We start from the raw sequence: 23837 nt of genomic DNA on the forward strand, positions 1-23837 counted from the left end.
TCAATCGAAGCGATCGCGTTGATCGGGAAGCAAAACGGCCGTTGCGGTTCCGCCGCTGATCACGCCGATCACCATTGCCATTCCCACGAGAAAACCCGTGGGAAGAGGCACTGAGCGCTGCCCGCCGAGTTGGAGCGTGTGGCGATCCTGAAGGTTCTGGGCTCCAAGGCAGAGCAGCACCAGCAGCATCAGACCACCGCCAAAGCTGATCAGCAGAAGACGCAGGCGAATCAACACAGCACAACCGTCGACGGCCTCAGTTTGACGTGCCCTGGTGCAACAGGGCATACAGGCGTCGTCTGGACAGCCCCGTGGTCTGGGCCAGTTGCCGGGCAGCATCGCTCGCGCTTGCGCCTTCGTCCTGCAACGCCTGCAGCTGCCTGAGCAGATCCTCGTCGTTGGGGTCTTCCGCGTTCTGCGACGGTGCTCCTCCCAGCACAACCGTGCATTCCCCTTGGGGAGGGTGCTGCTGAAAGTGCAGCAGGGCACGATCCACCGTCGCCCCCACCTGCTCTTCATGGCGTTTGGTCAGTTCCCGTGCCACCTGCAGAGGACGGTCTCCTCCGCAGTGGTGCTGGAGTTCCTCGAGCAACGTGATCAGGCGGTGCGGCGCTTCGTACAGCACCGTTGTGCGTGGTTCATGGCTGATGGCTTCGAGGCGGGCCCGCCGTTCCTTGCCTTTGGCCGGCAGAAATCCTTCGAAGCAGAAGCGTCCGCTGGGCAGGCCGCTGCTCACCAGAGCAGTGGTGGCGGCGCAGGGGCCAGGGATGCAGATCACGGGATGGCCGGCCTGGTGCGCGGCGGCCACCAGCTCTTCACCGGGGTCGCTGATGCCCGGCAGCCCGGCATCACTGATCACCGCCAGGCTTTGACCCTCCGCCAGCAGATCCAGCAGTTGGGGCACGCGGGTGCGGGTGTTGTGCTGATGAAAGGACAGCTTGCGGCCGCCCGCTCCAAGGCTGCTGAGCAGCTGTCCGCTGTGCCGGGTGTCTTCACAGGCGATCACATCCACGGTGCGGAGCAAGTCGCGGGCGCGTGGTGACAGGTCCCCGAGATGGCCGATGGGAGTGCCCACCAGATAAAGGCTGCCGCCGCTTGGTTCATCACGCTGCATCACAATGGCGAGCGCCTCTCTTGATCATGATGCCCAGCTCTGCCGTCCTCCCCGCTGGCGTGAACCAGGAGGCTCTGCTGACGGAATTGCGTCGCCTCAGTTGGGGAGCCGCCGACATCCTGCGTGCCTATGCCCGCGGCGAGCAGCCCCCGCATGGTTTTCCCAAGGCGTTGAGTGTTGATGAAGGAGGAGAGGGTCCTGTGTCTGCGGCTGATCTGGCCGTGAACACGTGGTTGCTGGATGGACTGTCCGCCGCGTTCCCCAAGGCTGACTGGACGCTGCTCAGTGAGGAGACCGCCAAGCAGCAGCTCACGGAAGGCCAACCGCTGCCGGCGGAGTGGCTGTGGATTCTCGATCCCCTGGATGGCACCAAGGATTTCCTGCAGGGAACAGGCGAATACGCCGTTCATCTGGCCCTGGTGCGCGACAAGCGGCCGGTGATCGGTGTTGTGCTCCTGCCGGAAGCCGATGAACTTTGGATCGGCATCGTTGGTGAGGGTGCCTGGTGTGAAGGCCGTCAGGGTGAGCGGTCGCCGGTTCGCTTCAGCGACAGAACCGAGGTTTCAGATCTGATCCTGGTGGCCAGCCGCAGCCACCGTGATGACCGTTTGGTCAAGCTCATTGATGCCCTCAATCTCGGCGGTTCCAAAGCCGTGGGCAGCGTTGGCTTCAAGGTGGCCACGATCCTGAGAGGTGAAACCGACCTCTACGTTTCCCTCTCCGGTAAGAGCGCTCCCAAGGATTGGGACATGGCTGCTCCGGAGGCGGTTCTGCTGGCGGCCGGTGGTCGTTTCACCCATGCCGATCAGGCCGACCTCACGTACAACACTGGCGATGTGCGTCAGGCCGGCTGTCTGATCGCCAGTCATGGAAAAGCCCACGCCGAGCTCGGAGAGCGTGCGACGCGGGCCATGGCTGAGATCGATCCCGGCTTTCAGGTCTGAGACCTAATCAGCTGAGCGGTGCCACCGGGGTGGGTTGAGGCTCCACTTCGGCGGCATCGCCGGCCTGGGGCACGCCCCGCAGGGTGAGGTTGATGCGGCCGCGATTGTCGATTTCGCGCACCCGCACGGTCACCTCGTCACCTACTTTCACCACGTCTTCGACCTTCTCGACGCGAGCTTCGGAGAGCTGCGAGATGTGGATCATGCCTTCCTTGCCAGGGAGGATCTCCACGAATGCGCCGATCGGGATGATCCGGGTGATCGAACCGGAGAACACCTCACCCTCGTTCACCTTGCGGGTCAGGCCTTCGATGATCTTCTGGGCTTCTTCAGCCGCAGCACCATCGTGGGAAGCGATGGTCACGATGCCGCCGTCCTCGATGTCGATCTTGGTGTTGGTGCGCTCGGTGATGCCCTTGATCGTGCGTCCACCGGGGCCAATCACGGTGCCGATCAGCTCGGGGTCAATCCGGAAGCTGAGCAGACGTGGGGCATGGGGAGACAGGTTGTCCCGAGGGGTGTCGATCGCCTCGAGCATCTTCTCGAGGATGTGGAGCCGTGCCGGACGTGCCTGGTTGACGGCTTCTGCCACCGTCTTCACCGAGAGGCCGGTGATCTTCATATCCATCTGCAGGGCGGTGATGCCCTTCTCACTGCCGGCCACCTTGAAGTCCATGTCGCCGAGGAAGTCCTCGATGCCCTGGATGTCGGTGAGGATCCGCACCTCATCGCCCTCTTTGATCAGACCCATGGCTGCGCCACTCACCGGAGCCTTCAGCGGCACGCCGGCATCCATCAGCGACAGGGTGCTGCCGCAGACGGAACCCATCGAGGTGGAGCCATTGGAGCTGAGCACTTCGCTCACCACGCGCACCACGTAGGGGAAGGTGTCCTTCTCGGGAAGCACCGGAAGAATGGCGCGTTCGGCCAGGGCGCCGTGGCCGATCTCACGACGACCGGGGGAGCGCATCGGCCGCGTTTCACCGACGGAGTAGGGCGGGAAGTTGTAGTGGTGCAGGTACAGCTTCTCGGTGTTGGGATGGAGATCGTCCATCTCCTGGGCATCGCTGGGGGTGCCCAGGGTTGCGGTGGAGAGCACCTGGGTGAGTCCGCGTTGGAACAGACCAGAACCATGCACCCGGCGCGGCAGGACGCCGGCCATGGCGCTGATCTGGCGAACCTCGTCGAGGCCGCGTCCATCCACACGCTTGCCGTCTTTGAGAATCTGCTGGCGCATCAACTTCTTGGTCAGCGCCTTGAAGCTGTTGCCGAGCAGTTTCGGGCTGCTGGCCAGGGCTTGGCGAACGGCGTGGTCGTCCTTGAGACCTGCGATGGTCTCGGACACCTCGCCCTTCACGGTTTCCAGGGCTGTGTCCCGCTCGTCCTTGCTCTGATCAAATTTGCTGAGGACAGCGCTGATCGCCTTGGTGCACTGCTTCTCGAGATAGGCAGGAACGGTGCTGTCTTCCTCCGGCTTCTCCGGCTTCACTTGGGTGATGCCCAGATCCTTCAGCAGCTGTTCCTGTGCCTTGATCAGTTCGCAGATCGCTTCGTAGCCGAAATCAATCGCCTCGATCACGTCTTGCTCGGGCAGCTGGTTGGCGCCGGCCTCAACCATCACCACGCCGTCAGGGGTGCCGGCGACCACCAGGTCCAGATCACCCCGTTCGATCTCCCGATAACTCGGGTTGAGCACGAAGTCATCCCCGAGCAGTCCCACCCGCACGGCGGCCATCGGGCCGTTGAAGGGGATGCCCGCCAGCAGCGTGGCAATCGATGCACCCGTCACCGCAAGAACATCGGCGGGGACCCGCTCATCAAGGGACAGGCAGGTGGCCACCACCTGCAGGTCGTCGCGCAGCCAGCTTGGGAACAGTGGCCGCATCGGGCGGTCAATCAGTCGGGCCGTGAGCGTGGCCCGTTCGGGGGGGCGGCTCTCACGACGCATGTAGCTGCCGGGAATGCGGCCAGCTGCATAAAGCCGCTCCTCGTAATCGCAGATCAGCGGCAGGAAATCAATGCCTTCTCGTCCGCCTGAACGGGTTGCGGTCACAAGCACGGCGGTGTCGCCACACTCCACCAAGACGGATCCTCCCGCCTGAGGGGCGAAGCGCCCGGTGGTCAGTCGAATCTCGCGTCCGTCAAAGGAGATCGACTGGGTTTGTCCTTGCACGACGTCTTATGTCCTTTTGTCAATCCCAATTCTGACATTTCATGGCTGCTCTTCACAAGAAAGGGGAGGCCAAGCCTCCCCCTCACGACGCCGTGGCGACAAGCTGATCACCAGCTGGACTTGACCACGCCGGGCAGTTCACCTTTGTGGGCGCGCTCACGCAGCTGGTTACGGCAGAGACCGAAATCGCGATAGACGCCGCGGGGCTTGCCGGTGGCCCAGCAGCGGTTGCGCACACGGATGCGTGCACTGTTGCGGGGCAGAGCCTGAATCTTGCGATGGATTTCCAGGCGATCCATCGGATCTTCGGCTGCGTTGAAGGCTGCCATCAGTGCTGCGCGCTTGACCGCATAGCGCTCAACCGTTTTCTTGCGCTTCACATCGCGAGCGATCATCGACTTCTTGGCCATGCAGCTGAGGGCAGCGAGTGAACGAATCGTCAACGATACATGGGCGCCATCACCCTCCTACCGACCCATCAATTGCTGGACCACCGGCAGCTGGCTGGTGTCACGCACGATCAGCACAAGCGTGAGCCCCACCAACAAAAGAAAACCGGATTGCACGAAGGCCATTTGGATCCGTTCGGACACCGGACGCCCCCGAACGGATTGAATGGCCAGCATCATCATCTGCCAGCCATCGAGCAGCGGCAGCGGCAGTGAATTGAGCACCGCCAGATTGATGGAGATCAGGGCTGAGAAGAGCACTAACCCGGATCCCCCCTGCTGGCTGAGCTGAGCTCCCATCTCAACGATTTTGACTGGGCCACTCACCTGCCCCGCCGTGGCGCGGAAGTTGGTCAGGAGGCCGGCGTAGCCACGCACGGTTTGCTTCAGCATTTGGCTGAATTGCGAGCCGGTGGTGAGCACCAGTTCACCGGGATTGCGCACGGGGCGCATCTCCCCACTGATGTTGGCCTGCAGCTGGGCGCCGATTTTTCCTGTGCCCTGTTGATCGTCGGGGATGAGTTCCAGGGTGGACGTCTCGTCTCCTCGCTTTCGCTCCACACGGATGGCTCGCTCGGGTGCTGCTTTCACATCCCGAACCATCGCTTCAACGCCCCGTTGTCCTGCAGCAAGGGGTTGGGCATTCAGGCTGAGGATCTGGTCACCGGCACGAAGCCCGGAGCGGGCGGCAGCGCCACCCGGTTGCACCTGCACCACCAGAACCCCCGGATCCGGCGCGGCGGGAACGCCGACGAACGCTGCCTGAGCGAACAGCACCACCAGTGCCAAGGCCAGGTTGGCCAACACCCCCGCAGCCACCACCAGGGCTTGCTGGGGGATGGGCCGGTTGCGCAGCAGATCCGGATCATCAGCCGGGATCGTGCTCTCCTCATCGTCGTCAGGGAAGGCGACGAAACCACCCAGGGGCAGCAGCCGAAGGGCGTAGGTCACCCCACGCCGTTGCCGCTTGATCAGGGCCGGGCCAAAGCCCACGGAAAAACCGCTGACGCGGATGCCCTGGAGTGTGGCAGCGAGGAAATGGCCGGCCTCATGCACCACGATCAGCAGGGCGAGCACCAGAAGGGCGGCCAACGCGTTCATATGTCCGTCAGGAGTCCAGTCGGATCATTCTGGCTGGAGTCGCTCGCGGCCGACGTAGGGCACCAGCGCTTTGGGCAGCAGGACGCTGCCGTCGGGCTGTTGGCCGTTCTCCAACAGGGCCGCCATGGTTCTGCCGACGGCCAGGCCACTGCCGTTCAGGGTGTGAACCAACTTTGTGGCCTTGCCTTCCTTGGTGCGAATGGAGGACCGTCGCGCCTGGAAATCGCCACAGACGCTGCAACTGGAGATTTCCCGGTAAGCCCCTGCTCCCGGCAGCCAAACCTCGAGGTCGTAGGTCCTGCGGGCGGAAAAGCCGAGGTCGGCGGTGCAGAGGTCCAAAACCCGATAGGGCAGCTCCAGCGCCTGAAGCACGGCCTCTGCATCGGCCGTGATCTGTTGGTGCGCCTCTTCGGAGTGATCGGGGTGCACAAACCAGTACAGCTCCACCTTGTTGAATTGGTGCAGGCGGATCAGGCCACGGGTGTCGCGGCCGTAGCTGCCGGCCTCACGGCGGAAGCAGGGGCTGTAGGCGGCGTAGCGCAGGGGCAGTTGATCTGCCGGGATGATTTCGTCCCGGTGCAGGGAGGTCACGGGCACCTCAGCGGTCGGTGTCAGCCAGAGGTCGTCCTCCGCGCAACGGAAGCTTTCCTCAGCGAACTTGGGCAGTTGTCCTGATCCGGTGAGGCTGGCACTGTTCACCAGCACAGGGGGCAGCACCTCGCGGTAGCCCTTGCTCGTGTGGAGGTCGAGCATGAAATTGATCAGGCCACGCTCCAGCCGTGCCCCCTGGCCCATCAGCGTGACAAAACGGCTCTGCGCGATGCGGACGGAGCGCTCGGTGTCGAACAGCTGTAACCGCTCAGCGATCTGCCAGTGCTCGTCGAGGCTGTCATCAACCCGGGGGGTACCCCAGCGGCGCACTTCAACGTTGTCGTCTTCACTGCGCCCATCAGGGCAGGCCTCTGAGGGGAGGTTGGGGAACCCCAGCAGCTGCTGCTTGAGCTCACTGGAGAGCTGCTTCTCCTCCTCCTCCAGCACCGCCACCTTCTGCTTGATGGCATTGCCCTGTTGGCGGAGTTCGGCGACCTCGTCGCCTTTGGGATCAGCGCCCGACTTGATCAGTTGGCCGACTTCCTTGCCGATCCGGTTTCCATCCGCCTGCAGGTTGCTGCGTTGTTGCTCCAGATCGCGCTGCTGCTGGGCAATCAACTGCAGTTTGGTGAGATCAACAGCCTTACCTCGACGCCCCAGTTGCTGGGCGATCGTTTCTGGGTTGTCACGCACAAGGCGCTGATCGAGCACGGTTTCAGGGGCGTCAGCGCCGGCAGCCTATGGCAGTCCGTTTCAGAGCACCTGGCCGACCATCACCGCTGCGATGCCCGAGAACAGGGTGATGCCAAGGGCGGTGAGGGGGCTTTGCCCCTGGGCGACGGCCATGGTCGTGATCACACCGGCACCAAGGCAGGCCACGCAGAGCTGAGTGGCGATGTCGTTGCGGCTCTCCACGTTGGTCCTGCTGTTGTTGGGACCGTAGGGAGCGCGCCGGCCAGCGCCTTACTCAAGGCGGGTGTTCGTTACGCCGCGTCAGGCTTCGTTACCTGCAGCAACAGAGGCGGGGCGGGCACGGCCGCCGGCAGCCCACTGCTTCAGCCGTTCGAGTTGTTCGCTGGCGGTGCGGGAGAGGGGGATGAGCTGGGAGGCCGCTCCAATTAGATCAGGCTCCGTCAACTCACGGTTGTCGGCAAAGGCCAGGTGCATCGCTTCGATCACGGTCTGCTCCAGCTCGGCACCTGAGAAGCCCTCACTGCGGCTCACCACCGTGTCCAGGGGAAGCTTCAGCCCCGGTCGTCTCCGTTCCAGATGCAGCTCAAGAATGCTGTGGCGCTCAGCGCTGCTGGGCAGATCGAGCATGAAGATCTCATCGAAACGTCCCTTGCGCAGCAGCTCCGGTGGCAGCTTCTCAACGCCGTTGGCGGTGGCCACCACGAACACTGGTGACTGTTTCTCCGCCATCCAGGTGAGCACGTTGGCCAGAACCCGCTGGGTTGTGCCGCCGTCACTGCGGCCATCCCCGCCGAAGCCCTTGTCGATCTCATCGATCCAGAGCACGCAGGGTGCCATGGCTTCAGCCCGTTGAATCATCTCGCGGGTGCGTGCCTCGCTGGCCCCCACCAAACCCGCGAACAGCCGTCCCACATCCAGCCGCAACAGGGGCATCGACCAACTGCAGGCAATGGCCTTGGCCGTGAGGGATTTGCCGGTGCCTTGAGGACCCACGAGCAGGACGCCACGGGGCAGAGGCAGTCCGAAACGCCGTGCATCTTCCGAGAAGGCCCGGTGCCGTTGGTTCAGCCAGGTCTTGAGACCATCGAGGCCTCCGATGGCTTCGGTGCCTGCATCGCTGCGACAGAACTCCAGCACCTCACTGCGGGCAATCGTCTGGCGTTTTTCGTCCAGAACGTCCTGCAGATCCTCAGATCCCAACTGGCCGCGGCGGGCCAGGGCCCGGGCGGCCACCTGGCGTACACGCATCTCGCTGAGCCCGCTGCAGGCCTGAGCCAATTCATCCAGGACAGGAGCTGGCAGGGGGCTGCCGCTGCTGGTGCCGATGCTGCTGATCAGCCGGCGCAGGTCGTCGTTGTCGGGAAGGGGGAGATCGAGAAGCGTGAGGCTTTCTTCCAGATCGCCGGGGGGTGTCCATTGCCCGCAGCACAACACCAGGGTGTGCGGGGTGCTGCGCAGGGATGCTTCGAGATTGCGCAGCATCCGGGCAACGCCCGGGTCATCGCAGAAACGATGAAAATCCTTGGCGAGCAGAAGGGTTGGGCTGCCCGCATCCCGTTGCTGAAGCCACTGCAGCATGGCCATCGGTTGACGGCTCCCCTGGCCATCGGCATTCACCGGCCCGCTGATGCCATCGATGAAATTCCAGCAGACCAGCTGGCGTGCAAGCCGCTGAGCAGCCTCTCCCAGCAGGCTCTCCACCCGGGCTTCCTCATTGCTCCGCACCCAGATCAGGGGTGTGCGCGCCCGCACCAGAAGGTCGATCTGATGTCCCCAGGTGGCACTGCTCATGGCTGATCGATCTGCTGCTGAAGCTGCTGCAGGGCCTGCCAGCGGGGATCCACAGCCTTTGTCTTGGTATCCGGGATCACGGGCTGCTGCTGGAGGCCGGGTGGGCCTGGGCAGTGGTCACCGCAATGGTTCACGACCGGCAACAGCAGGTTGAGTTGTTCGAAGGCCCATTGCTGGGGGTCAAATTGACCGCGTGGATCGAGAACATCCACCAGCCCTTCCATCTCGGCCACCTCTCCGGAAAGCTCCAGCTCGTCGGCCGTCGGTTGCTCGTCTCCCAGCCAGATCAGCTCGGAAGGCGTGCAGCTGAGCTTCTGATTGAACTGATTCAGGCAGCGATCGCAGCAGAGCGTGACGATCGTGTTGAGTCTCCCCTCAACCGCCAAGACGTTGCCGCGGTGCTCTGCGGAAACATGGCCTCGCACTGGTGTGAGCGAGGGGAGCTCATCGAGCTCACCCTCAACCTCCCAGACTTTCGCGGTGCCGAGGGCCCGGAGCTCCTGGAGGGGAACAGGCTCCAGTGCCTCGATCACTTGCTCTTCGGTTCAAAGGGCAGGCGTGAGCCGCCTGAGGTGGCAGAGACCGTCACTGTTTTCTGGGCCATTTGCTGATCCAGAATTTTCTGCAGGTTGTCGGGCAGTGCCTCTTTGGTGAGGATGAAGGTCTGCAGGCCTTGGAAGATGTTGGCGATCAGCATGTAGAGCAGAACGCCGGCGGGGAGTGGGAAGAACAAGAACATCCCCGTGATCATCACCGGAGTGATTTTGTTGGCCGTGGCCTGCTGAGGGTTGGCAGGCATGCCCATGCCCGACAGCAGTTGGGAGATGAACAGGGTGATGCCGAAGCCGGCAACGAGAATGGCGATGTCCCAGTTGATGGCACCATCGGCATAGAAGCCGACCTGGCCCAGGGCTTTGATGAACAGGAAGCCGCTGCGGGCTGCCAGTCCCGGAATCTTCGCTTCCACGGTGGCATCACCGGCGGCGAGCGCCGTGATCGTGCCGTCCTCGCTGACGCTGACGATGTCATCACCTTTGGTCACTGCCCAGGTGGGGGCGAAGCGTCCAGGGTTCTCAACATCCGTGAGCACGTCGCTGAAGGCGCGGCCGTCCTTTGTATGAAGGTTCACGGTGGCGCTGTCGCCAACGCCGATCTTGGTGCCACGCGGCAGGCTGGCGATCACCGGCACGTGGTCGGTTTCACCGATAAAGATGGAATGGCTGGCGCTGTTGAAGGGTTTGGGTTCAACGGCAGCGATCTGGTCGGCCGGCAATACCTTCATGTTCAAGGTGTAAGGGACGTCGGCGAACGGTGATCCCCGCAGGGTTGCAAACAGTGCAAACAGGATCGGCATCTGCACCAGCAGCGGCAGGCATCCCGCTAGGGGGCTGCCGAATTCCTTCATCACATTGCCCAGCTCCTCCTGCTGTTTCTGAGGATTGTTGGCATACCGGCTTTTGATCTCAGCCTGACGTTTCTGAATCACCGGTTGGGCGATGCGCATGCGCCGAGCGCTGCGAATCGATCCTGCGCTCAGGGGGTAGAGCGCGATCCGGATCACGAGGGTGAGGGCGACGATGGCCAGGCCATAGCTCGGAACCAATCCATAGAAGAAGTCCAGGATTGGAATCAGCAGGTTGTCGGAGATGTATCCGATCACGTTGAAGAAACGGGGGGGCGGGACGTTGTGAGGCCAGTGTGCATGAACAGCTGCACTCAGGCGGCGAAACCTTCAGTGGTTTTCTCTTGGGCTTTGGCCGCACGGCTGCTGATGCGTTCGAGGATGTAGGCCTCAACTTCCCGGAATCGGGGCATCGAGCGCAGTTCGAGCCTGGCGCCGTCCTTGAGCACCAACACCATGTCTCCCCAAGCACCGAAGCCCCGGGGCACGGTGCGCACTTCACTGATCTGTGAATACACCACCTGGGTCTTGTCTTTGCCCATCCAGCCCCCCGTCACCGAGATGCGGCGACTGGTGATGCGGAAGCGCAGCCAAAGGGCCCGAACAACGGCTCCGATGGTGAAGGGAAGACCGATCAGCGTGAAGCCAAGCAGGATGTTGAAGATCAGATCCCCGCGGGCTGGTCCACCGTCGTAGTGGAGGTCTTCCTGAATGCTGGTCATGGATCCAGTCCGGCGCTTCTCAGAAGACTGTCGCATTCTTCGAGCAACTGTGTGGGTTCGGCTTCCGCGGCTTCCGGGCGAAGGCTGATCAGCAACCACCGGCCCGCCAGATCGTTTCGTTGTTCAAAACGTCGACGCAGGTGGTCATGCAGAAGCCGCCTGAGCCGGTTTCGCTTGACGGAACGCTTGCTCACTTTGTTGCTGATCACCAAGGCGCAGCGGCAGGTTCTTTCCTGGATGCCCCGCAACTCCCGGCGAAGCAAGTTGGAATCACCTGCAGCGACGCGCAGAACCATCAAGGTTCCGTCTTGGCGCTTGGAGGACCGGTGCAAACGGTTGAAGCATCGATGCCCGCGCAATCGCATGGAAGCGGGAAGGACCATCAACCAATCCGGTTTGGGGATGCCGAGGCTGGGATGAATCCTCTGGATTCATCCCACACCATCAAGCGGCGAGGCGGGCGCGGCCGCGCTTGCGGCGCGTGCGGATCACACGACGGCCGGTGTGGGAGCGCATCCGTACACGGAAACCCGAGACGCGCTTCCTCTTGCGGTTTGTTCCCCCGAGGGTGCGCTTGGTCATGGACGTCTCCTGGCTACCGGCCGATCTGAATCTGGGATTTTATCAGTCAGTCCACATCGATCAGCCAGCTGCCGCGGTAGCCGGACATCGGCACATCGCCGGGGGCCTGCACCAGAGCGTTGAACTGATACATGCGCTTCCCCTGGGGGTTGAACAGCTTGATGTGAAGCGAGTAGTCCCCGTCTGAAGGCAGCGGCGTGTCGGGGAAGACCACGATTTCTGTTTGGTCTTTGTTGACCTCGATCACCGCCGGGATCTCTTCGAGACACTTGCTGCGGCTCATCATGCTGCCAACACTGGTGCGGCAAATGCGCATGCGGTGGGGCTTGAGCTTGGAGTCGAAGTAGTCCGGAACGGTGACGGTGAGTTTGAGAATCGCGGTCTTGCGGTCCTTTTCGCGCAGGGTGAGATACCACTCCGAGCGGTCGTTTTCGATGCTCGAGGTTTGGTAGTAGTACAGCTTCCGGTAGTCACGGTCGTTGTCCCAGCGGAATTCCATCAGCCCCGGTGTGCCCTGGGCGTGGGCGATCTGCTCGGGGGTTCCGGTGAGTGCTGAGCCCATCAACAGAGCTGCAGCGGTGCCGGCTCCAGCAAGCAAGCGTCTGATGGTGGAACGGGCCATAGGAAGAATCTTAATGATGGGATTCTCCTGAGTCCAACCAGTGGGCGGTGATCTCAGGGGTCGGAGGCTGATCTGTCAGTTGTGACCAGATCTGTCTGGACGGAGCCGCTGCGCGTCGCCCTGATAAGGATGCACGGGTTGCTGGTCCTGTGGGATCAAGGCGTGGGCCAGAACACGGATGCAGCGTGGGAGGTCGCCTTGAACAGCCATTTGCTGGCAATCCAGCAAAGCCACCGTGTCCCAGCCGGGCCGCCGCCGGGCAATGGCCGCCGGGAAACAGGCGTCGAGATCGGCGGTGACCGAGAAGATCACCGACACCAGCTGATCGGGGGTCAGATCATTGCGATCGACAAGGGCGTCCATCAGGGCGCTGACCGCCGCATGGATGGCCTCCGTGCTGTTCTCCGTGCAGGTGGTGGCCCCGCGCAGGCCTCTCAGAACAAGGGGTGAGCTGGTCATGGGCGGTACAGCCAAAGCACTTGACCGCTCCCCATCAATTCAATCGAGAGTCGCTGCTGCAGTTGATGCAGGAGCTGGGACCCAGGCAGCAGGCCACTGAGCTTGCGGCGTTGCTTGCCCAGGGTGACGGGGCGAATGTCGTCCGCGTCGAGATCAGCCAGTTGCGCCGCGAGTCGACGGGCATGGTCTTCGTCGCCGAGTTCATCCACCAAGCCCAGCGCCTGTGCCTGTTCTCCGCTGAACACCCGTCCATCAGCGAAGCGCTTCACCGTTTCCAGCTCAAGGTTTCGTCCCTGCGCCACAACACCAACGAACTGGCCATAGCTGCTGTCGATCAGCTCCTGAAGCAAGGCACGTTCGGCATCGCTCAGCGGACGATCCGGGGAAAGGATGTCCTTGAACGGGCCGCTCTTCACCGTGTCGAAGCGAATCCCGATCTTTTCGAACACCCGCGAGAGGTCGTTGCCCCGCAGGATCACCCCGATGGAACCGGTGATCGTGCCGGGATTGGCGACGATTTTCTCCGCAGCCACACCGATGTAGACGCCGCCGGAGGCGGAGATGTTGCCGAAGCTGGCCACCACACGACAGCCCTGTTCCCGGAGCCGCAGCAGGGCTGCATGAATCTCCTGGCTGTCTCCGACCGTGCCGCCGGGGCTGTCAATGCGCAGCAGCAGTGCTGGAAATTCCCTTTGCTTCACCTCCCGCAGCGCTTTGAGCACTCGCTTCCGCGTGGCACCGGTGATGGGGCCATCAACAACGATGCGCGCCATCCGTCGTCGGGATTTTCGCCGCCAGGGCCAGATCATGTTGCGCATCTGCATCGCTCCAGATCTTAAAAAGAGCACCCCAGCGCCCATCCATGCCGTCGTTGCGACTCTGGTTTCTGATGGTGTTGCCCTTCGCGCTCTGGGGAACGGCGATGACCGCCATGGCGCCATTGCTCGCCAGCGCAGGGCCTTGGCTGGTTGCTGGCTTGCGCCTTGTGCCCGCCGGTTTGGCTCTTCTGCTCTGGGGCCAGTGCACCGGCCGAGGCCTGGCGATCGATTCCCGTGATCGGCCTTGGTTCCTCCTGTTCACCCTGGTGGATGCCACCTTGTTTCAAGGCCTCTTGGCGCGGGGGTTGGAGGGCACAGGCGCGGGTCTCGGTTCCGTCCTGATTGATTGCCAACCTCTGTTGGTGGCCCTGATGGCACGCGCGTTGTTCATGGAGTCGATCAATCCCATCGGCTGGATGGGGCTGGCCATCGGTTTGGCTGGAATCGTCTGCATCGGCCTACCGGCTGAGCTGTTGGGACATTGGTGGTTGCTGGCTGACCCGCCGGTGGTGCAGCAGTTGTTTCAGCCCGGTGAGGGCTGGATGTTGCTGGCGGCCGTCGCCATGGCAGCTGGGACAGTGTTGATTCGCTTTGCCTCACGCCACAGTGATCCGGTCAGCGTTACGGCCTGGCACATGGTGCTGGGGGGACTTCCCTTGCTCGGGGTTCATGCCCTGCAGCGCACGGATGCCGGCTTTGCCTGGACGGCAACGGACTGGGCGCGCATGGGGTACGCAAGTTTGCTCGGTAGCGCCCTGGCCTACGGATTGTTCTTCTGGTTCGCCAATCAGCGCGATCTCACCAGTTTCAGCAGCCTTGGATTTCTCACCCCTGTGTTTGCCTTGGCCACCGGAGGTTGGTTGCTTGGAGAGCGCCTTGATCTGCTCCAGTGGATCGGTGTTGTGATGGTGCTCGTGTCGGTGATCTTTGTGAGTCAACGTCGCCGGTTCTGGGAGCCGCTACCGCTTGCGGACCCCTCCTCATGACGGAGTCGCCGCTTCACCTCGTCATCGTCAACACGCCCATCGGGGCCCTCGGCAGTGGCGAGGGTGGAGGTGTGGAGCTCACCCTCCGATCCTTGGTGCAGGGGTTGGTGCGGCGTGGCCACAGGCTCACGGTTGTGGCCGCAAAGGGCTCCACGCTCCCCACCGACTGCAGCGGAGTTGATTTGCTGGAGGTGGAGGGTGTGAACCAGCCCAGCTGGCAGCACGCCGCCGAGCATGCGCCGGTCGAAATTCCCCGTAATGGGCTTCTGCCGGCTCTCTGGGAGGCCGCGCTCGATCTGGGTCAGTCCGCCGACGCCGTGATCAACGGTGGCTACGACTGGCTGCCGCTGTGGCTGACGCAACGGGTCAGCGCCAGGCTCTTTCATCTCGTGAGCATGGGGGATGTGGCTGCGGTGATGCGCGATGTGATCGAAGCCGTCGCCGCCTGGGATTCCCGTCGCCTTGCTTTTCACACCCACCGCCAGGCCGCTGATTTCCGGCTGCCTTCTCCGCCCCGTGTTGTGGGCAACGGATTTGATCTCAGCAACTACACCTTCCAAGGGCAGACCAATGGCCCCCTGGGTTGGGCAGGCCGCATCGCTCCGGAAAAGGGGCTGGAGGATGCTGCTGCTGCCGCTGCCGCCCTGGGTGAACAGCTTCTGGTTTGGGGATTGCGTGAAGACGACGCCTATGCGCGGCAGGTGGAGTCGAGTGTTCCCAAGGGCACGATCGACTGGCGTGGATTTCGATCCACCCAAGAGCTGCAGCAGGAGATGGGCCACTGCCGCGCTCTGATCAACACACCGAAATGGAATGAGGCCTACGGCAATGTTGTGGTTGAAGCCCTGGCCTGTGGTGTTCCGGTCGTCGCCTATGACCGAGGTGGACCGGGGGAGCTGATCTGTTCCGGTCGCACTGGCTGGTTGGTGCCGCCCGACGACGTTGCTGCCCTCACGGAGGCGCTTCGGCGCGTCGACAGCATCGAGCGCTCCCTCTGCCGCAGTTGGGCTGAAGAGCATGCCTCCTGTGAGGTCTTCAGTCAGCGAGTTGAAGCGTGGGTTCGAAAAGGACTGATGGCGGATGTCAGCATCAACCGCAGGAGCTGATGGTCCCTTGTCGGTCAATGTTTCAGGACGCCAGCGACGCCAGGTTCTGGCACTTGTGCTGACCCTGGGACTCGTCATCACCTTTTGGCGGTTGGGATCCACCGGCGTGGTGGATGAAACTCCGCCGTTGTTTGCCGCAGCCGGACGGGCCATGGCTGACACCGGCGATTGGCTGACGCCTCGGGTGAACGGCTTGCCCCGTTACGACAAACCGCCCCTGGTGTATTGGCTGATGGGGTTTGGCTATGCCTTGCCCGGACGCGAGGTTTGGGATCCTCTCGGCAGTTGGGCGGCACGGCTTCCTTCCGCCCTGGCCACGCTCGGCCTGATGCTTGGCCTCGCCGATACGGTGCTGCGCTGGCCGTTCTCCGGCGATGCCCGTCCGCGTTTGACGGCTCTGATCGCACCGTTGGCCTTTGCCTTCTCGCCGCTGGTGCTCGTCTGGAGCCGCACCGCGGTGAGTGATGCCCTGCTGTGTGGCCTGCTGGGTCTCAGCCTGTTGCTGCAGTGGAGGCGTTTTGCCGCCCCCCAAGAGGTGGCCTGGTGGCCAGCCTGGGTGATCCTCGGATTCGCCGTGCTGGCCAAGGGGCCTGTTGCTGTGGTGCTGACTGGTCTCGCTCTGCTGATGTTCGGAGCGTTGCGACGGGATCTTGTTCGACCCTGGCGGCGGCTGCGCCCGCTGCCTGGGTTGCTACTCACCGCTCTGATCAGCCTTCCCTGGTACGCCCTGGAGTTGCTGGTGGAGGGACAGCCCTTCTGGGACAGCTTTTTCGGATACCACAACCTTCAACGCTTCACCTCCGTGGTGAACGATCACCTGCAGCCCTGGTGGTTTTTCGGACCGGTGATGCTCGTGGCTGCCCTGCCCTTCACGCCCTACCTGCTGTTGGGACTAGCGCGGGTGCCCCGATCTCGGATTGCTCCGGAGCATTCGTTGCATCAATTCGCAGCGTGCTGGCTGTTGGCGGTGCTGCTGCTGTTCACCACCGCAGCCACCAAGCTCCCCAGTTATTGGTTGCCCGCCACCCCCGCGGCGGCCCTGTTGGTGGCCCAGGCCACGGTTGGCTCCGAGGTGGGCTCTTCGCGCTGGCAACGGATGGCCTGGGCAACTTGCCTGGCCTTGATCGCCGTCCTGGCTGCTGGGTTCTGGCTGGGATCGCTCTGGGTTCCCTTGATCGAGGATCCGGAAATGCCGACGCTGTCGGTGGATTTGCTTGCCAGCGGTTTGTTGAAGTGGGCTGCGGTCTGGTTCAGCGCTGCAGCCGTGTTTGGAGCCGGTCTGTTGATTCAGCGTCGTGCTGCTGCTCAAGCGTTGCTGGCCATGCAGGGCTGTCTGCTCGGATTTCATCTTACGGCTCTGGTTCCCATCGCCGAACTCGCCGATCGTCTGCGTCAGCAGCCCGTGCGTGATGCGGCCTCACTGATGTTGTCGCAGCAGCGCCGTGGAGAGCCCATGGTCATGGTTGGCGCCATGAAGCCTTCGCTGCACTTCTACACAGGCCAGGTGATCCTTTACGAAGGCCAATCCGGTGGGGCCTTGGTCAACATTGCGGATCGCCTGGCCCATGAACAGCGACGCGGCTGGAGTGGATATCCCCTCGGGAGCCCCGGTGCCTCCAGAACCGTGCTGGTGCTGATCGATCGCGGAACGGCAGAACGGGATCATTGGAGGAAGCTGCAGCCTGAGCTGCTGGGACAGATCGGGATCTACAACGTTTGGCGTCTGGACCGCACTCGCCTTGAGCAACGGGCACAAACACTCACGGCCGATGGGGCAGATGCTGATTGGCAGGAGCCGCGCCCAGAACGCTACTGATCAAAAGTTGAATATTTTGGGCAGTACCCGAGGGTTTTGAAATCGTCTTTGTAATGGGCTGCAATCCTTCGAAAGTCTTTGCGTGAAAGGGTTCCGAGTTCGAAGCTGCTATTGGATTTGTTTGTATGAATTAATTTTAAATTTGAATTCAAGGTGTTTGCTAAAAGCGAAAAATCGTTGTCGATATTTTCTACTCTGCCTATGAATTGAGGTCTTCCTGCTGAAAGCCAATGCTGCTGATGCTTGAAAGTTAGCATTTGGCGCAGATTGCCTCTGACAAGATTGTCTGTGATGGATGAAAAGTTTGGTTTGCTGCTCAGAAGGTGTAGGCGGAATTTCTTGGTTGGGCTTAGGGATTCGAAGTTTGATCGCTCGAGATGATGGCGAGTTAAGATGGCCACTTTTAGGTTGTATTTGCATGCTGATATGAAGCGTCGTACAGGGTGCCTGGCAAACGTAAATCGAAAGTATTTTTCTAAATCGTCTGGTAGATCGTTGACTTTGTGGTGTTTGTGATGGTGCTTGAATCCCAGCGCCTTTTCAATCGATTGTCCTGCGCACTTTGGAATGTGCAGAAAGATTGCATTATATTTGGGCAGGAACAAGCTCACTTTCTTTGGGATTTAGTGGTTAAGAGTTTGTCTGTGGCAAAAACCGCAGTGCCCCCAGAGCTTGATTTCTCCGTTGGGTGCTGGTCGGCGGCAGCTCGGGCATGTCCCCATGCCATGCACATCGGTGCGGCTCGGATGCTGAGCCCAAATGCTGGCTTCACTCTCCAGCACCTGGGATTGGAGGGAGTGGTGCTGCTGAATGCGCAGATCACGCACAGCGTGGCCGGCCTGATGCAGAGCGCTGATTAGTTGGGGTTTGTTGTAAAGGAGAGCTTGGCGCCACTGGGGATGGCTGGCTCCCACGGTTAGCACCCCGCGTTGCAGCGATAGTGGGCGGCAGTGAGGTGCCAGTTGCCCTCCCGCAACATTCGGCCAGTCCTGCCAGAGCGCTGCCAGATGGTCGTCCTTGCGCCACTCCCTTTGAAGTGCGCCAAGGCAGGTTTTTAAGGGTTCCGCCGGTGCTGGAGTAGCTGACTGCAAGAGCTCCAGGCCCGGAAGGCGACGCCGTTGGGATTCAGGTGCAACCGCCATGGTCTGATCCTAGGCAGAACTGCTGCAGGAACCTCGCTAATCTCGGCTCGTCTGAGGCCAAGTGATGGGTTTCTTTGATCGGCTGAGCAGGCTAGTTCGTGCCAACGCCAACGCTGCTGTCAGCAGCATGGAGGATCCGGCCAAGATCCTCGATCAATCCGTCGCAGACATGCAGGCGGATCTGGTCAAGTTGCGTCAGGCCGTCGCCCTGGCAATCGCGAGTCAGAAGCGACTGACCAGCCAGGCTGAGCAGGCTGCAGCTCAATCCAAGACCTGGTACGAGCGTGCTGAGTTGGCGTTGAAAAAGGGTGAGGAATCCCTGGCTCGGGAAGCATTGACCCGCCGCAAGACGTTCCAGGAGACAGCAACCTCGCTGACGGCCCAGGTGCAGGCCCAAGACGGTCAGGTGGAATCGCTCAAGAAGAGTCTGGTTGCCCTCGAAGGAAAGATCGCTGAGGCCAAGACCAAGAAGGACATGCTCAAGGCCAGGGCCCAGGCGGCCAAGGCCCAGCAGCAGTTGCAAAGTGCCGTTGGCAGCATCGGCACTGATTCTGCTATGGCGGCCTTCGAGCGGATGGAGGAAAAGGTGGAGGCCCTGGAGGCCACCGGCCAGGCTGCGGCTGAGCTGGCTGGATCTGATCTGGAGAGTCAGTTCGCGGCTTTGGAAAGCGGTGGCGGTGTTGATGATGATCTCGAGGCGTTGCGCGCTCAGCTGAAGGGAGGCCCGGAAGCCGTTGCTCTACCCGCATCTGAGACTTCCGAGGCCGTGAAGACCGTGCAGGTGGAAGAGGTGGATGCTGAACTCGAAGACTTGAAACGATCCATCGACAAGCTCTGATCAACCCAGGAAAGTCGTCCGGCTTTCCATAGGATCAGTTCAGTCATTTGAGTGCCTTGGCTGGAGCTGTTGCCGATTTCACCGACGCTGGTTTTGAACGTGAAGTTCTCAAGGCTTCCGGCACGGTCCTCGTCGATTTCTGGGCTGCCTGGTGCGGCCCCTGCCGACTGATAGCACCGTTGATGGATTGGGTGGCGAGCGACTACGGCGATCGCGTCATCGTCGGCAAGCTCGAGGTGGATTCCAATCCTCAGACCCGTGACGCTTACCAGGTTCAGGGCATTCCCACACTGATCCTCTTCCGCAACGGTGAAGTGGTGGCGCGGCATGAAGGTGCCATCGCCAAACCGCAGCTGAAGTCCTTCCTGGATGCCAACCTCTAAGCGGCTTGCCTCACTGGGTAGCGCTGTTTTTGCCCGTGTTGATGCCTCCAAACAGGCTTATCTGCTCAAGGCGTCTTCTTCGGTCCGTCCGGATCTGGTGGATCTCTCCATCGGATCCTCTGATCTTCGGCCTCCCACGGCCTTGTTGGACTCCATGGCCTCAGCGGTCATGGAGTCCAGCAGCAGCTCCTATTGCCTTCAAGCTGGACTGAGGCCTTTTCATGCCGCCGTCGCGGACTGGTGTCGGTATCGCTTCGACGTTGCCGTGGATCCTGATCATGAGGTCCAGTTGTTGGTGGGATCCCAGGAAGGAACCGCCCATCTGCCGCTGGCGGTGCTGGATTCCGGTGACGCCGCCATGCGTCTGGACCCCTGTTATCCGTCCCATACCGGTGGCTTGCATCTGGCGGGAGCCCGGACCACGGCCCTTCCCCTTTCCCCTGAAAACGACTGGCGGCCAGACCTGACGACCATCAGCCCCCAGCTCTGGGATCAACTGAAGTTGTTCGTTTTGGGGTACCCCCACAACCCTTCAGCCCGGGTGGGGGATCAGGAGGATCTCAATCGCATCACGGCGATCGCAGCTCGGCATGACGTGGTGATCGCTCACGACAATCCCTATGTGGATCTTGCCCTGGATGGAGAGCCTCCCTCGCTTTTGCAGGCTCCGAACTGGAGGGAGTGCGGCATTGAATTCTTCTCCCTTTCGAAGGGCTGGTGCCTTGGGGGATTCAGACTCGGTTTTGCAGTTGGGGCTGCACCGCTGATTGCCGCCCTGCGACGCGCCAAGGCCGTCATCGATTTCAACCAGAGCCTGGCTCTGCAACAGGGTGCGATTCAGGCCTTGCAACGCTTCCCCGATTGGCCGCGGCAACTGCATCCGACTTATCGCGAACGACGGGATCGTGTGGTCGAGACCCTCAGGGCACGCGGTTGGTCGGTTCCCTGTCCAGAGATGGCGATGTACCTCTGGTTCCCCTTGCCTGATGCGGCCCATCGTCGGGGCTGGAGTGATGAAGATGCCGCGAGGGAATTGCTTCAGCGCAGTGGTGTCGCTTTGACCCCTGGGTCTGGTTTTGGTGGTGGCGGTCGCCAGTGGCTGCGCATGGCGCTTGTACGGCCAGTGAATGAGTTGGTGGACGCTGCATCGCGTCTCGCGGATGCGATGGATGACTGATCCACGCATGCAGCAACATCGATTCCCACACTTCGGTGGTGGCCGGTTGATGGCGACGTATCGCCGCCTCGCTGGTGCCTCGGCACGCCACTGGTCCATCCGTCATGTGCCTGTGTGCAGCAGCACGGAGGAGCTGCTGGGGGCCTGGTTGCGCGATCAGCCTTCATTGATGGGACCTCGCGCCGTCATTGCCACCCACCAGCGCCGGGGAGTTGGCCAATGGGGGCGCGCCTGGGTTTCTCCGCCAGGTGGTGTCTGGATCAGTGCTGCTTTGCCTTGGCGGAGCCAAGGGTCCGGTCAGGCCGGCTTGCTTGGCTTGGCGCTGGCCCTTTCGGTGGTCCACCGGCTTGAGCAGCGGGGCCTTTCGGTTCAGATCAAATGGCCCAACGACCTGTTCGTGAACGGCCGCAAATTGGCGGGCCTTCTGCCAGGGGTGGTGCAGCGGGGCTCCCAGCTGCGTTTGCTACGCATCGGCCTGGGCCTCAATGTGCGGAATGCAGTTCCTGGCCATGCCATTGCCCTGAGAAGGCTGGAAGGGCAGCAGGCTGCGGATCCGATCCGATGGACGGCGGAGGTTTTGCTGGCCTTCGATCATTGTCACGACCAAGGAGTCGATGGGGCCTGGTGCCTCGATGGCGTTGAGGCCAGGCTCTGGTCCGATCAGCTCGTCCATCCTCAAGACGGTCAGATCTGGCGGATTGCTGGCCTTGAACGGGATGGAGGGCTGCGGTTGCGTCAGGGTTCAAGGACTGAAACCTGGCGCCGCTGGCCCTGAGTTGGTGTCCCATCCATAGGATTCCTGAGCACAGCCGTCTTGTCCGTTGCTGGCTTGGTTCGCGCTTATCTGGATGTTGGTTCCAGCCGCGGCTGCGCAGGGTTTTGATCAGTCGCTCGATGGTCTGGTTCGCCAACGGGTGATCACGTCCCAGGAGCGCAAGCTGCTTCGGGGCGGTGGCGCGGCGGTTCCCATCGAACGAAGCCGTTTTGAGGAGGCCTGTCGCACCGGTGCTCTGTCCCGGCAGGACTGTGCTTCTGGGGTGGCCAGGCGTCCGCCGGGGGCACCGGCGGACGCACGGGTTCGCTTGATCCCCTCCCGCCAACCGTTGCGTGTTCCCGTGTCAGCGCTTCTCGCCCGCGATGGCGGCACCTTTCGGCTGGAATCCGTCTTTGCGGTCACGCCCCGTCCGCTGCCAACTCCTGGCAATGGCGACAGTCAACTGCTCTTCCCGGTGGCTGGAGACGCTTTCAAAAGCAGTGAGTTTGGTTGGCGTTTGCATCCGATCCTGGGGAGTTGGCTGATGCATGCCGGGCGGGACTTTGCGGCACCGGAGGGCACACCGGTGGTGGCTGCTCTTTCCGGGCAGGTCTTAAGCAGTGGTCTTTCCGGTGGGTATGGCGTCGCCATCGAACTGGAACACGCCGAGCCATTGCGCCGCACGCTCTATGGCCATCTCTCGGAGATCTATGTGCGACCTGGTCAACCGGTGCGCCAGGGAGAGGTGATTGGCCGCGTCGGCAGCACAGGTCTCAGCACAGGGCCGCACCTGCATTTCGAGTTGCGCACACCATCGCGGGCCGGTTGGCAGGCCGTTGATCCAGGGGATCTGGATCTTTCCGCCGTGATGCGTGCCAACAACGATCCTATTTCGCTCCTGTTCGGCCAGGTGTTGCGCAGCCTTGAACGGGATCAGCCCTAGCCCAGAGCGACGCCGAGCGAAACAGAGACGTCAGTTCGTCTGTTCCCTGAGGATGAATCCAACACCGCGCACGGTGTTGATGAGGGTTGGCGCGTCGTCCAGTTCGACTTTTTGACGCAGGTAGCGGATGTAGACGTCGAGAAGATTGTCGTCCCCATAAAAATTTTCTCCCCAAACACCGTGCATGATTTCCTGGCGTTCAAGCACGCGGCCTGCACCCCGCATCAGGAAATTCAGCAGGTCGTATTCCTTCACAGACAGTCGGATCGCACGATCTCCCCGCATCACATCCCGGGTACGCGTGTTCATGCTGAGGTCGGCGACCTTGAGAATTTCGTTGACGTCTGAGCCGCCTACAGGCCCTGAGAATGTTTCAGCGCGGCGGTGCATGGCCCGCAGGCGCGCCATTAATTCGTCGATGGAAAATGGCTTGATCAGGTAATCATCAACGCCGGCATCGAGAGCTTTGACCCGATCGGTGATTTCGTCGTGCCCCGTGAGCATCAGGATGGGGATGGTGATTCCCCCAGCTCGGATGCGTTGACAGATGTCGATGCCGCTGAAGTCCGGCAGGTTCCAATCCAGGATGATCAGGTCGGGAGTGGGTTCAGAACGGCTTCGGATCAGCCCGCTGGCTCCGTCAGAAGCAACATCAACGTCGTATCCCTCAACATCAAGCTCCAGTCGAAGCAGATCAGTCAGTTTGTGTTCATCGTCAACAAGAAGGACACGGAGACGGGGCTGGGATTCCAGGGACATCCGGCCTTAAAACCTTATTCCACTCTAGGCATCAAAAGAACGTTCACTGATTTTGTCCCTACATTGAAATTGGCTGTTCTTCGCTATGTCGACCCCAGGAGCCTGGACGGAAGATCGAATCCGAGCACTGCGTGAGAAGGAAGACCTCCCCTTTGTTCGTGCCGATGCCTCTGGGATCGTTCAGGAAATCAATGACCGTTTCAAGGCCGTCTACGGCTGGTCTGAAGCTGCCTTGATTGGTCAATCCCTGGGCTTGATCTTGCCGCCAAGCTTCCGCGATTCCCATCACGCTGGGTTTGCCCGTTTCCAACTGACGGAGGTGTCCAAGGTGCTGAATCACCCGTTGAAACTGGCAACGTTTTGCTCTGATGGGAACGCCATTGAAAGTGAACATTTCATCGTGGCGGAGAAGCACAGTGATGGCAGCTGGTCGTTCGCGGCAACACTGCGACCGTTGATGGAATCGAGCTGA

At 61.7% G+C, this 23837-nt stretch carries 29 protein-coding genes; 10 read left to right on the plus strand and 19 right to left on the minus strand.

What is annotated here, in order from left to right:
* Both SynRS9907_RS02690 and rsmI read right to left on the minus strand, forming a co-directional pair.
* Window positions 1-237: a hypothetical protein gene (locus SynRS9907_RS02690; protein ID WP_188021727.1), complete on the minus strand. Its 237-nt coding sequence runs from the start codon at window positions 235-237 to the stop codon at window positions 1-3.
* 19 nt (window positions 238-256) lie between these two features.
* Complete coding sequence (gene rsmI, locus SynRS9907_RS02695; RefSeq protein ID WP_188021728.1) at window positions 257-1114, minus strand: 16S rRNA (cytidine(1402)-2'-O)-methyltransferase; 858 nt, start codon at window positions 1112-1114, stop codon at window positions 257-259.
* A gap of 26 nt (window positions 1115-1140) precedes the next feature.
* Between rsmI and SynRS9907_RS02700 the strand changes: the two genes are divergently transcribed.
* Window positions 1141-2058, plus strand: coding sequence for a 3'(2'),5'-bisphosphate nucleotidase CysQ (locus SynRS9907_RS02700; protein ID WP_188021729.1), 918 nt, complete (start codon window positions 1141-1143; stop codon window positions 2056-2058).
* Window positions 2059-2065: 7 nt separating this feature from the next.
* Here the strand turns inward: SynRS9907_RS02700 and SynRS9907_RS02705 are convergent, their stop codons facing one another.
* From SynRS9907_RS02705 to sppA, 14 genes are all read right to left on the minus strand, one after another.
* Complete coding sequence (locus SynRS9907_RS02705) at window positions 2066-4231, minus strand: polyribonucleotide nucleotidyltransferase (protein ID WP_188021730.1); 2166 nt, start codon at window positions 4229-4231, stop codon at window positions 2066-2068.
* 107 nt (window positions 4232-4338) lie between these two features.
* Window positions 4339-4641 carry a 30S ribosomal protein S14 gene (rpsN, locus tag SynRS9907_RS02710; RefSeq protein WP_188022324.1) on the minus strand — a complete coding sequence of 101 codons (303 nt, stop codon included), beginning with the start codon at window positions 4639-4641 and terminating at the stop codon, window positions 4339-4341.
* 57 nt (window positions 4642-4698) lie between these two features.
* Window positions 4699-5781 carry an RIP metalloprotease RseP gene (gene rseP / locus SynRS9907_RS02715; protein ID WP_188021731.1) on the minus strand — a complete coding sequence of 361 codons (1083 nt, stop codon included), beginning with the start codon at window positions 5779-5781 and terminating at the stop codon, window positions 4699-4701.
* Between the two features lie 24 nt (window positions 5782-5805).
* Complete coding sequence (serS, locus tag SynRS9907_RS02720) at window positions 5806-7083, minus strand: serine--tRNA ligase (protein WP_188021732.1); 1278 nt, start codon at window positions 7081-7083, stop codon at window positions 5806-5808.
* Between the two features lie 42 nt (window positions 7084-7125).
* Window positions 7126-7287 carry a hypothetical protein gene (locus SynRS9907_RS02725; protein WP_006852120.1) on the minus strand — a complete coding sequence of 54 codons (162 nt, stop codon included), beginning with the start codon at window positions 7285-7287 and terminating at the stop codon, window positions 7126-7128.
* Window positions 7288-7365: 78 nt separating this feature from the next.
* Complete coding sequence (locus tag SynRS9907_RS02730) at window positions 7366-8856, minus strand: AAA family ATPase (protein ID WP_188021733.1); 1491 nt, start codon at window positions 8854-8856, stop codon at window positions 7366-7368.
* Window positions 8853-9389 carry a DUF177 domain-containing protein gene (locus tag SynRS9907_RS02735; protein WP_115010347.1) on the minus strand — a complete coding sequence of 179 codons (537 nt, stop codon included), beginning with the start codon at window positions 9387-9389 and terminating at the stop codon, window positions 8853-8855. The genes SynRS9907_RS02730 and SynRS9907_RS02735 overlap by 4 nt, the downstream gene beginning before the upstream one ends.
* Window positions 9386-10516, minus strand: a complete 1131-nt coding sequence (gene yidC, locus SynRS9907_RS02740) for a membrane protein insertase YidC (RefSeq protein ID WP_188021734.1) — start codon at window positions 10514-10516, stop codon at window positions 9386-9388. Before yidC ends, SynRS9907_RS02735 begins: the two co-directional genes overlap by 4 nt.
* 56 nt (window positions 10517-10572) lie before the next feature.
* Window positions 10573-10980 carry a PH domain-containing protein gene (locus SynRS9907_RS02745; protein ID WP_188021735.1) on the minus strand — a complete coding sequence of 136 codons (408 nt, stop codon included), beginning with the start codon at window positions 10978-10980 and terminating at the stop codon, window positions 10573-10575.
* Window positions 10977-11363 carry a ribonuclease P protein component gene (locus SynRS9907_RS02750; protein ID WP_188021736.1) on the minus strand — a complete coding sequence of 129 codons (387 nt, stop codon included), beginning with the start codon at window positions 11361-11363 and terminating at the stop codon, window positions 10977-10979. Before SynRS9907_RS02750 ends, SynRS9907_RS02745 begins: the two co-directional genes overlap by 4 nt.
* A 61-nt stretch (window positions 11364-11424) precedes the next feature.
* Window positions 11425-11562 carry a 50S ribosomal protein L34 gene (rpmH, locus tag SynRS9907_RS02755; RefSeq protein WP_011363584.1) on the minus strand — a complete coding sequence of 46 codons (138 nt, stop codon included), beginning with the start codon at window positions 11560-11562 and terminating at the stop codon, window positions 11425-11427.
* 46 nt (window positions 11563-11608) lie between these two features.
* Entirely contained in the window at window positions 11609-12184 is a 576-nt protein-coding gene (locus SynRS9907_RS02760; RefSeq protein ID WP_115081652.1) for a DUF2808 domain-containing protein, read from the minus strand.
* A 75-nt stretch (window positions 12185-12259) separates the two neighbouring features.
* Window positions 12260-12643 carry a chorismate mutase gene (gene aroH / locus SynRS9907_RS02765; RefSeq protein ID WP_188021737.1) on the minus strand — a complete coding sequence of 128 codons (384 nt, stop codon included), beginning with the start codon at window positions 12641-12643 and terminating at the stop codon, window positions 12260-12262.
* Window positions 12640-13452, minus strand: coding sequence for a signal peptide peptidase SppA (gene sppA / locus SynRS9907_RS02770; protein WP_115010417.1), 813 nt, complete (start codon window positions 13450-13452; stop codon window positions 12640-12642). The genes aroH and sppA overlap by 4 nt, the downstream gene beginning before the upstream one ends.
* A 53-nt stretch (window positions 13453-13505) precedes the next feature.
* Between sppA and SynRS9907_RS02775 the strand changes: the two genes are divergently transcribed.
* The 3 genes from SynRS9907_RS02775 to SynRS9907_RS02785 are packed head-to-tail and all read left to right on the plus strand — an operon-like array spanning window position 13506 to window position 17369.
* A complete protein-coding gene (locus SynRS9907_RS02775) occupies window positions 13506-14447 on the plus strand; it encodes a DMT family transporter (protein WP_188021738.1) in 942 nt (313 codons plus the stop codon).
* Window positions 14444-15553 (plus strand): glycosyltransferase, encoded by a 1110-nt coding sequence (locus tag SynRS9907_RS02780; RefSeq protein ID WP_188021739.1) that lies wholly within the window; start codon window positions 14444-14446, stop codon window positions 15551-15553. The genes SynRS9907_RS02775 and SynRS9907_RS02780 overlap by 4 nt, the downstream gene beginning before the upstream one ends.
* On the plus strand, window positions 15528-17369 hold the full coding sequence (locus SynRS9907_RS02785) for a glycosyltransferase family 39 protein (protein WP_188021740.1): 1842 nt from the start codon (window positions 15528-15530) through the stop codon (window positions 17367-17369). The genes SynRS9907_RS02780 and SynRS9907_RS02785 overlap by 26 nt, the downstream gene beginning before the upstream one ends.
* On the opposite strand, the gene SynRS9907_RS02790 is transcribed toward SynRS9907_RS02785, so the two are convergent.
* Both SynRS9907_RS02790 and SynRS9907_RS02795 read right to left on the minus strand, forming a co-directional pair.
* Window positions 17363-17980, minus strand: a complete 618-nt coding sequence (locus tag SynRS9907_RS02790) for a sulfotransferase family 2 domain-containing protein (RefSeq protein WP_188021741.1) — start codon at window positions 17978-17980, stop codon at window positions 17363-17365. The two genes, SynRS9907_RS02785 and SynRS9907_RS02790, sit on opposite strands and share 7 nt — an antisense overlap.
* Window positions 17981-17992: 12 nt before the next feature.
* On the minus strand, window positions 17993-18511 hold the full coding sequence (locus tag SynRS9907_RS02795; protein WP_188021742.1) for a DUF721 domain-containing protein: 519 nt from the start codon (window positions 18509-18511) through the stop codon (window positions 17993-17995).
* A gap of 64 nt (window positions 18512-18575) precedes the next feature.
* On the opposite strand from SynRS9907_RS02795, the gene SynRS9907_RS02800 reads away from it, so the two are divergent.
* The 5 genes from SynRS9907_RS02800 (at window position 18576) to SynRS9907_RS02820 (ending at window position 22606) form a co-directional block, all read left to right on the plus strand.
* The gene (locus SynRS9907_RS02800) at window positions 18576-19349 is read left to right on the plus strand and encodes a PspA/IM30 family protein (protein ID WP_188021743.1); all 774 of its coding nucleotides are present in this window, start codon (window positions 18576-18578) and stop codon (window positions 19347-19349) included.
* A gap of 56 nt (window positions 19350-19405) precedes the next feature.
* Entirely contained in the window at window positions 19406-19732 is a 327-nt protein-coding gene (trxA, locus tag SynRS9907_RS02805; RefSeq protein WP_188021744.1) for a thioredoxin, read from the plus strand.
* The gene (locus tag SynRS9907_RS02810; protein WP_188021745.1) at window positions 19719-20909 is read left to right on the plus strand and encodes an aminotransferase class I/II-fold pyridoxal phosphate-dependent enzyme; all 1191 of its coding nucleotides are present in this window, start codon (window positions 19719-19721) and stop codon (window positions 20907-20909) included. Before trxA ends, SynRS9907_RS02810 begins: the two co-directional genes overlap by 14 nt.
* A gap of 7 nt (window positions 20910-20916) precedes the next feature.
* On the plus strand, window positions 20917-21684 hold the full coding sequence (locus SynRS9907_RS02815) for a biotin--[acetyl-CoA-carboxylase] ligase (RefSeq protein ID WP_188022325.1): 768 nt from the start codon (window positions 20917-20919) through the stop codon (window positions 21682-21684).
* A gap of 73 nt (window positions 21685-21757) precedes the next feature.
* Window positions 21758-22606 carry a M23 family metallopeptidase gene (locus SynRS9907_RS02820; RefSeq protein WP_188021746.1) on the plus strand — a complete coding sequence of 283 codons (849 nt, stop codon included), beginning with the start codon at window positions 21758-21760 and terminating at the stop codon, window positions 22604-22606.
* A 30-nt stretch (window positions 22607-22636) separates the two neighbouring features.
* Here SynRS9907_RS02820 and SynRS9907_RS02825 read toward each other — a convergent pair whose 3' ends face one another.
* A complete protein-coding gene (locus tag SynRS9907_RS02825; RefSeq protein WP_115081660.1) occupies window positions 22637-23365 on the minus strand; it encodes a response regulator transcription factor in 729 nt (242 codons plus the stop codon).
* A gap of 85 nt (window positions 23366-23450) precedes the next feature.
* Between SynRS9907_RS02825 and SynRS9907_RS02830 the strand changes: the two genes are divergently transcribed.
* Window positions 23451-23837 carry a PAS domain-containing protein gene (locus SynRS9907_RS02830; RefSeq protein WP_188021747.1) on the plus strand — a complete coding sequence of 129 codons (387 nt, stop codon included), beginning with the start codon at window positions 23451-23453 and terminating at the stop codon, window positions 23835-23837.

It is taken from the genome of Synechococcus sp. RS9907, from assembly GCF_014279615.1.
Taxonomy (GTDB): domain Bacteria; phylum Cyanobacteriota; class Cyanobacteriia; order PCC-6307; family Cyanobiaceae; genus Parasynechococcus.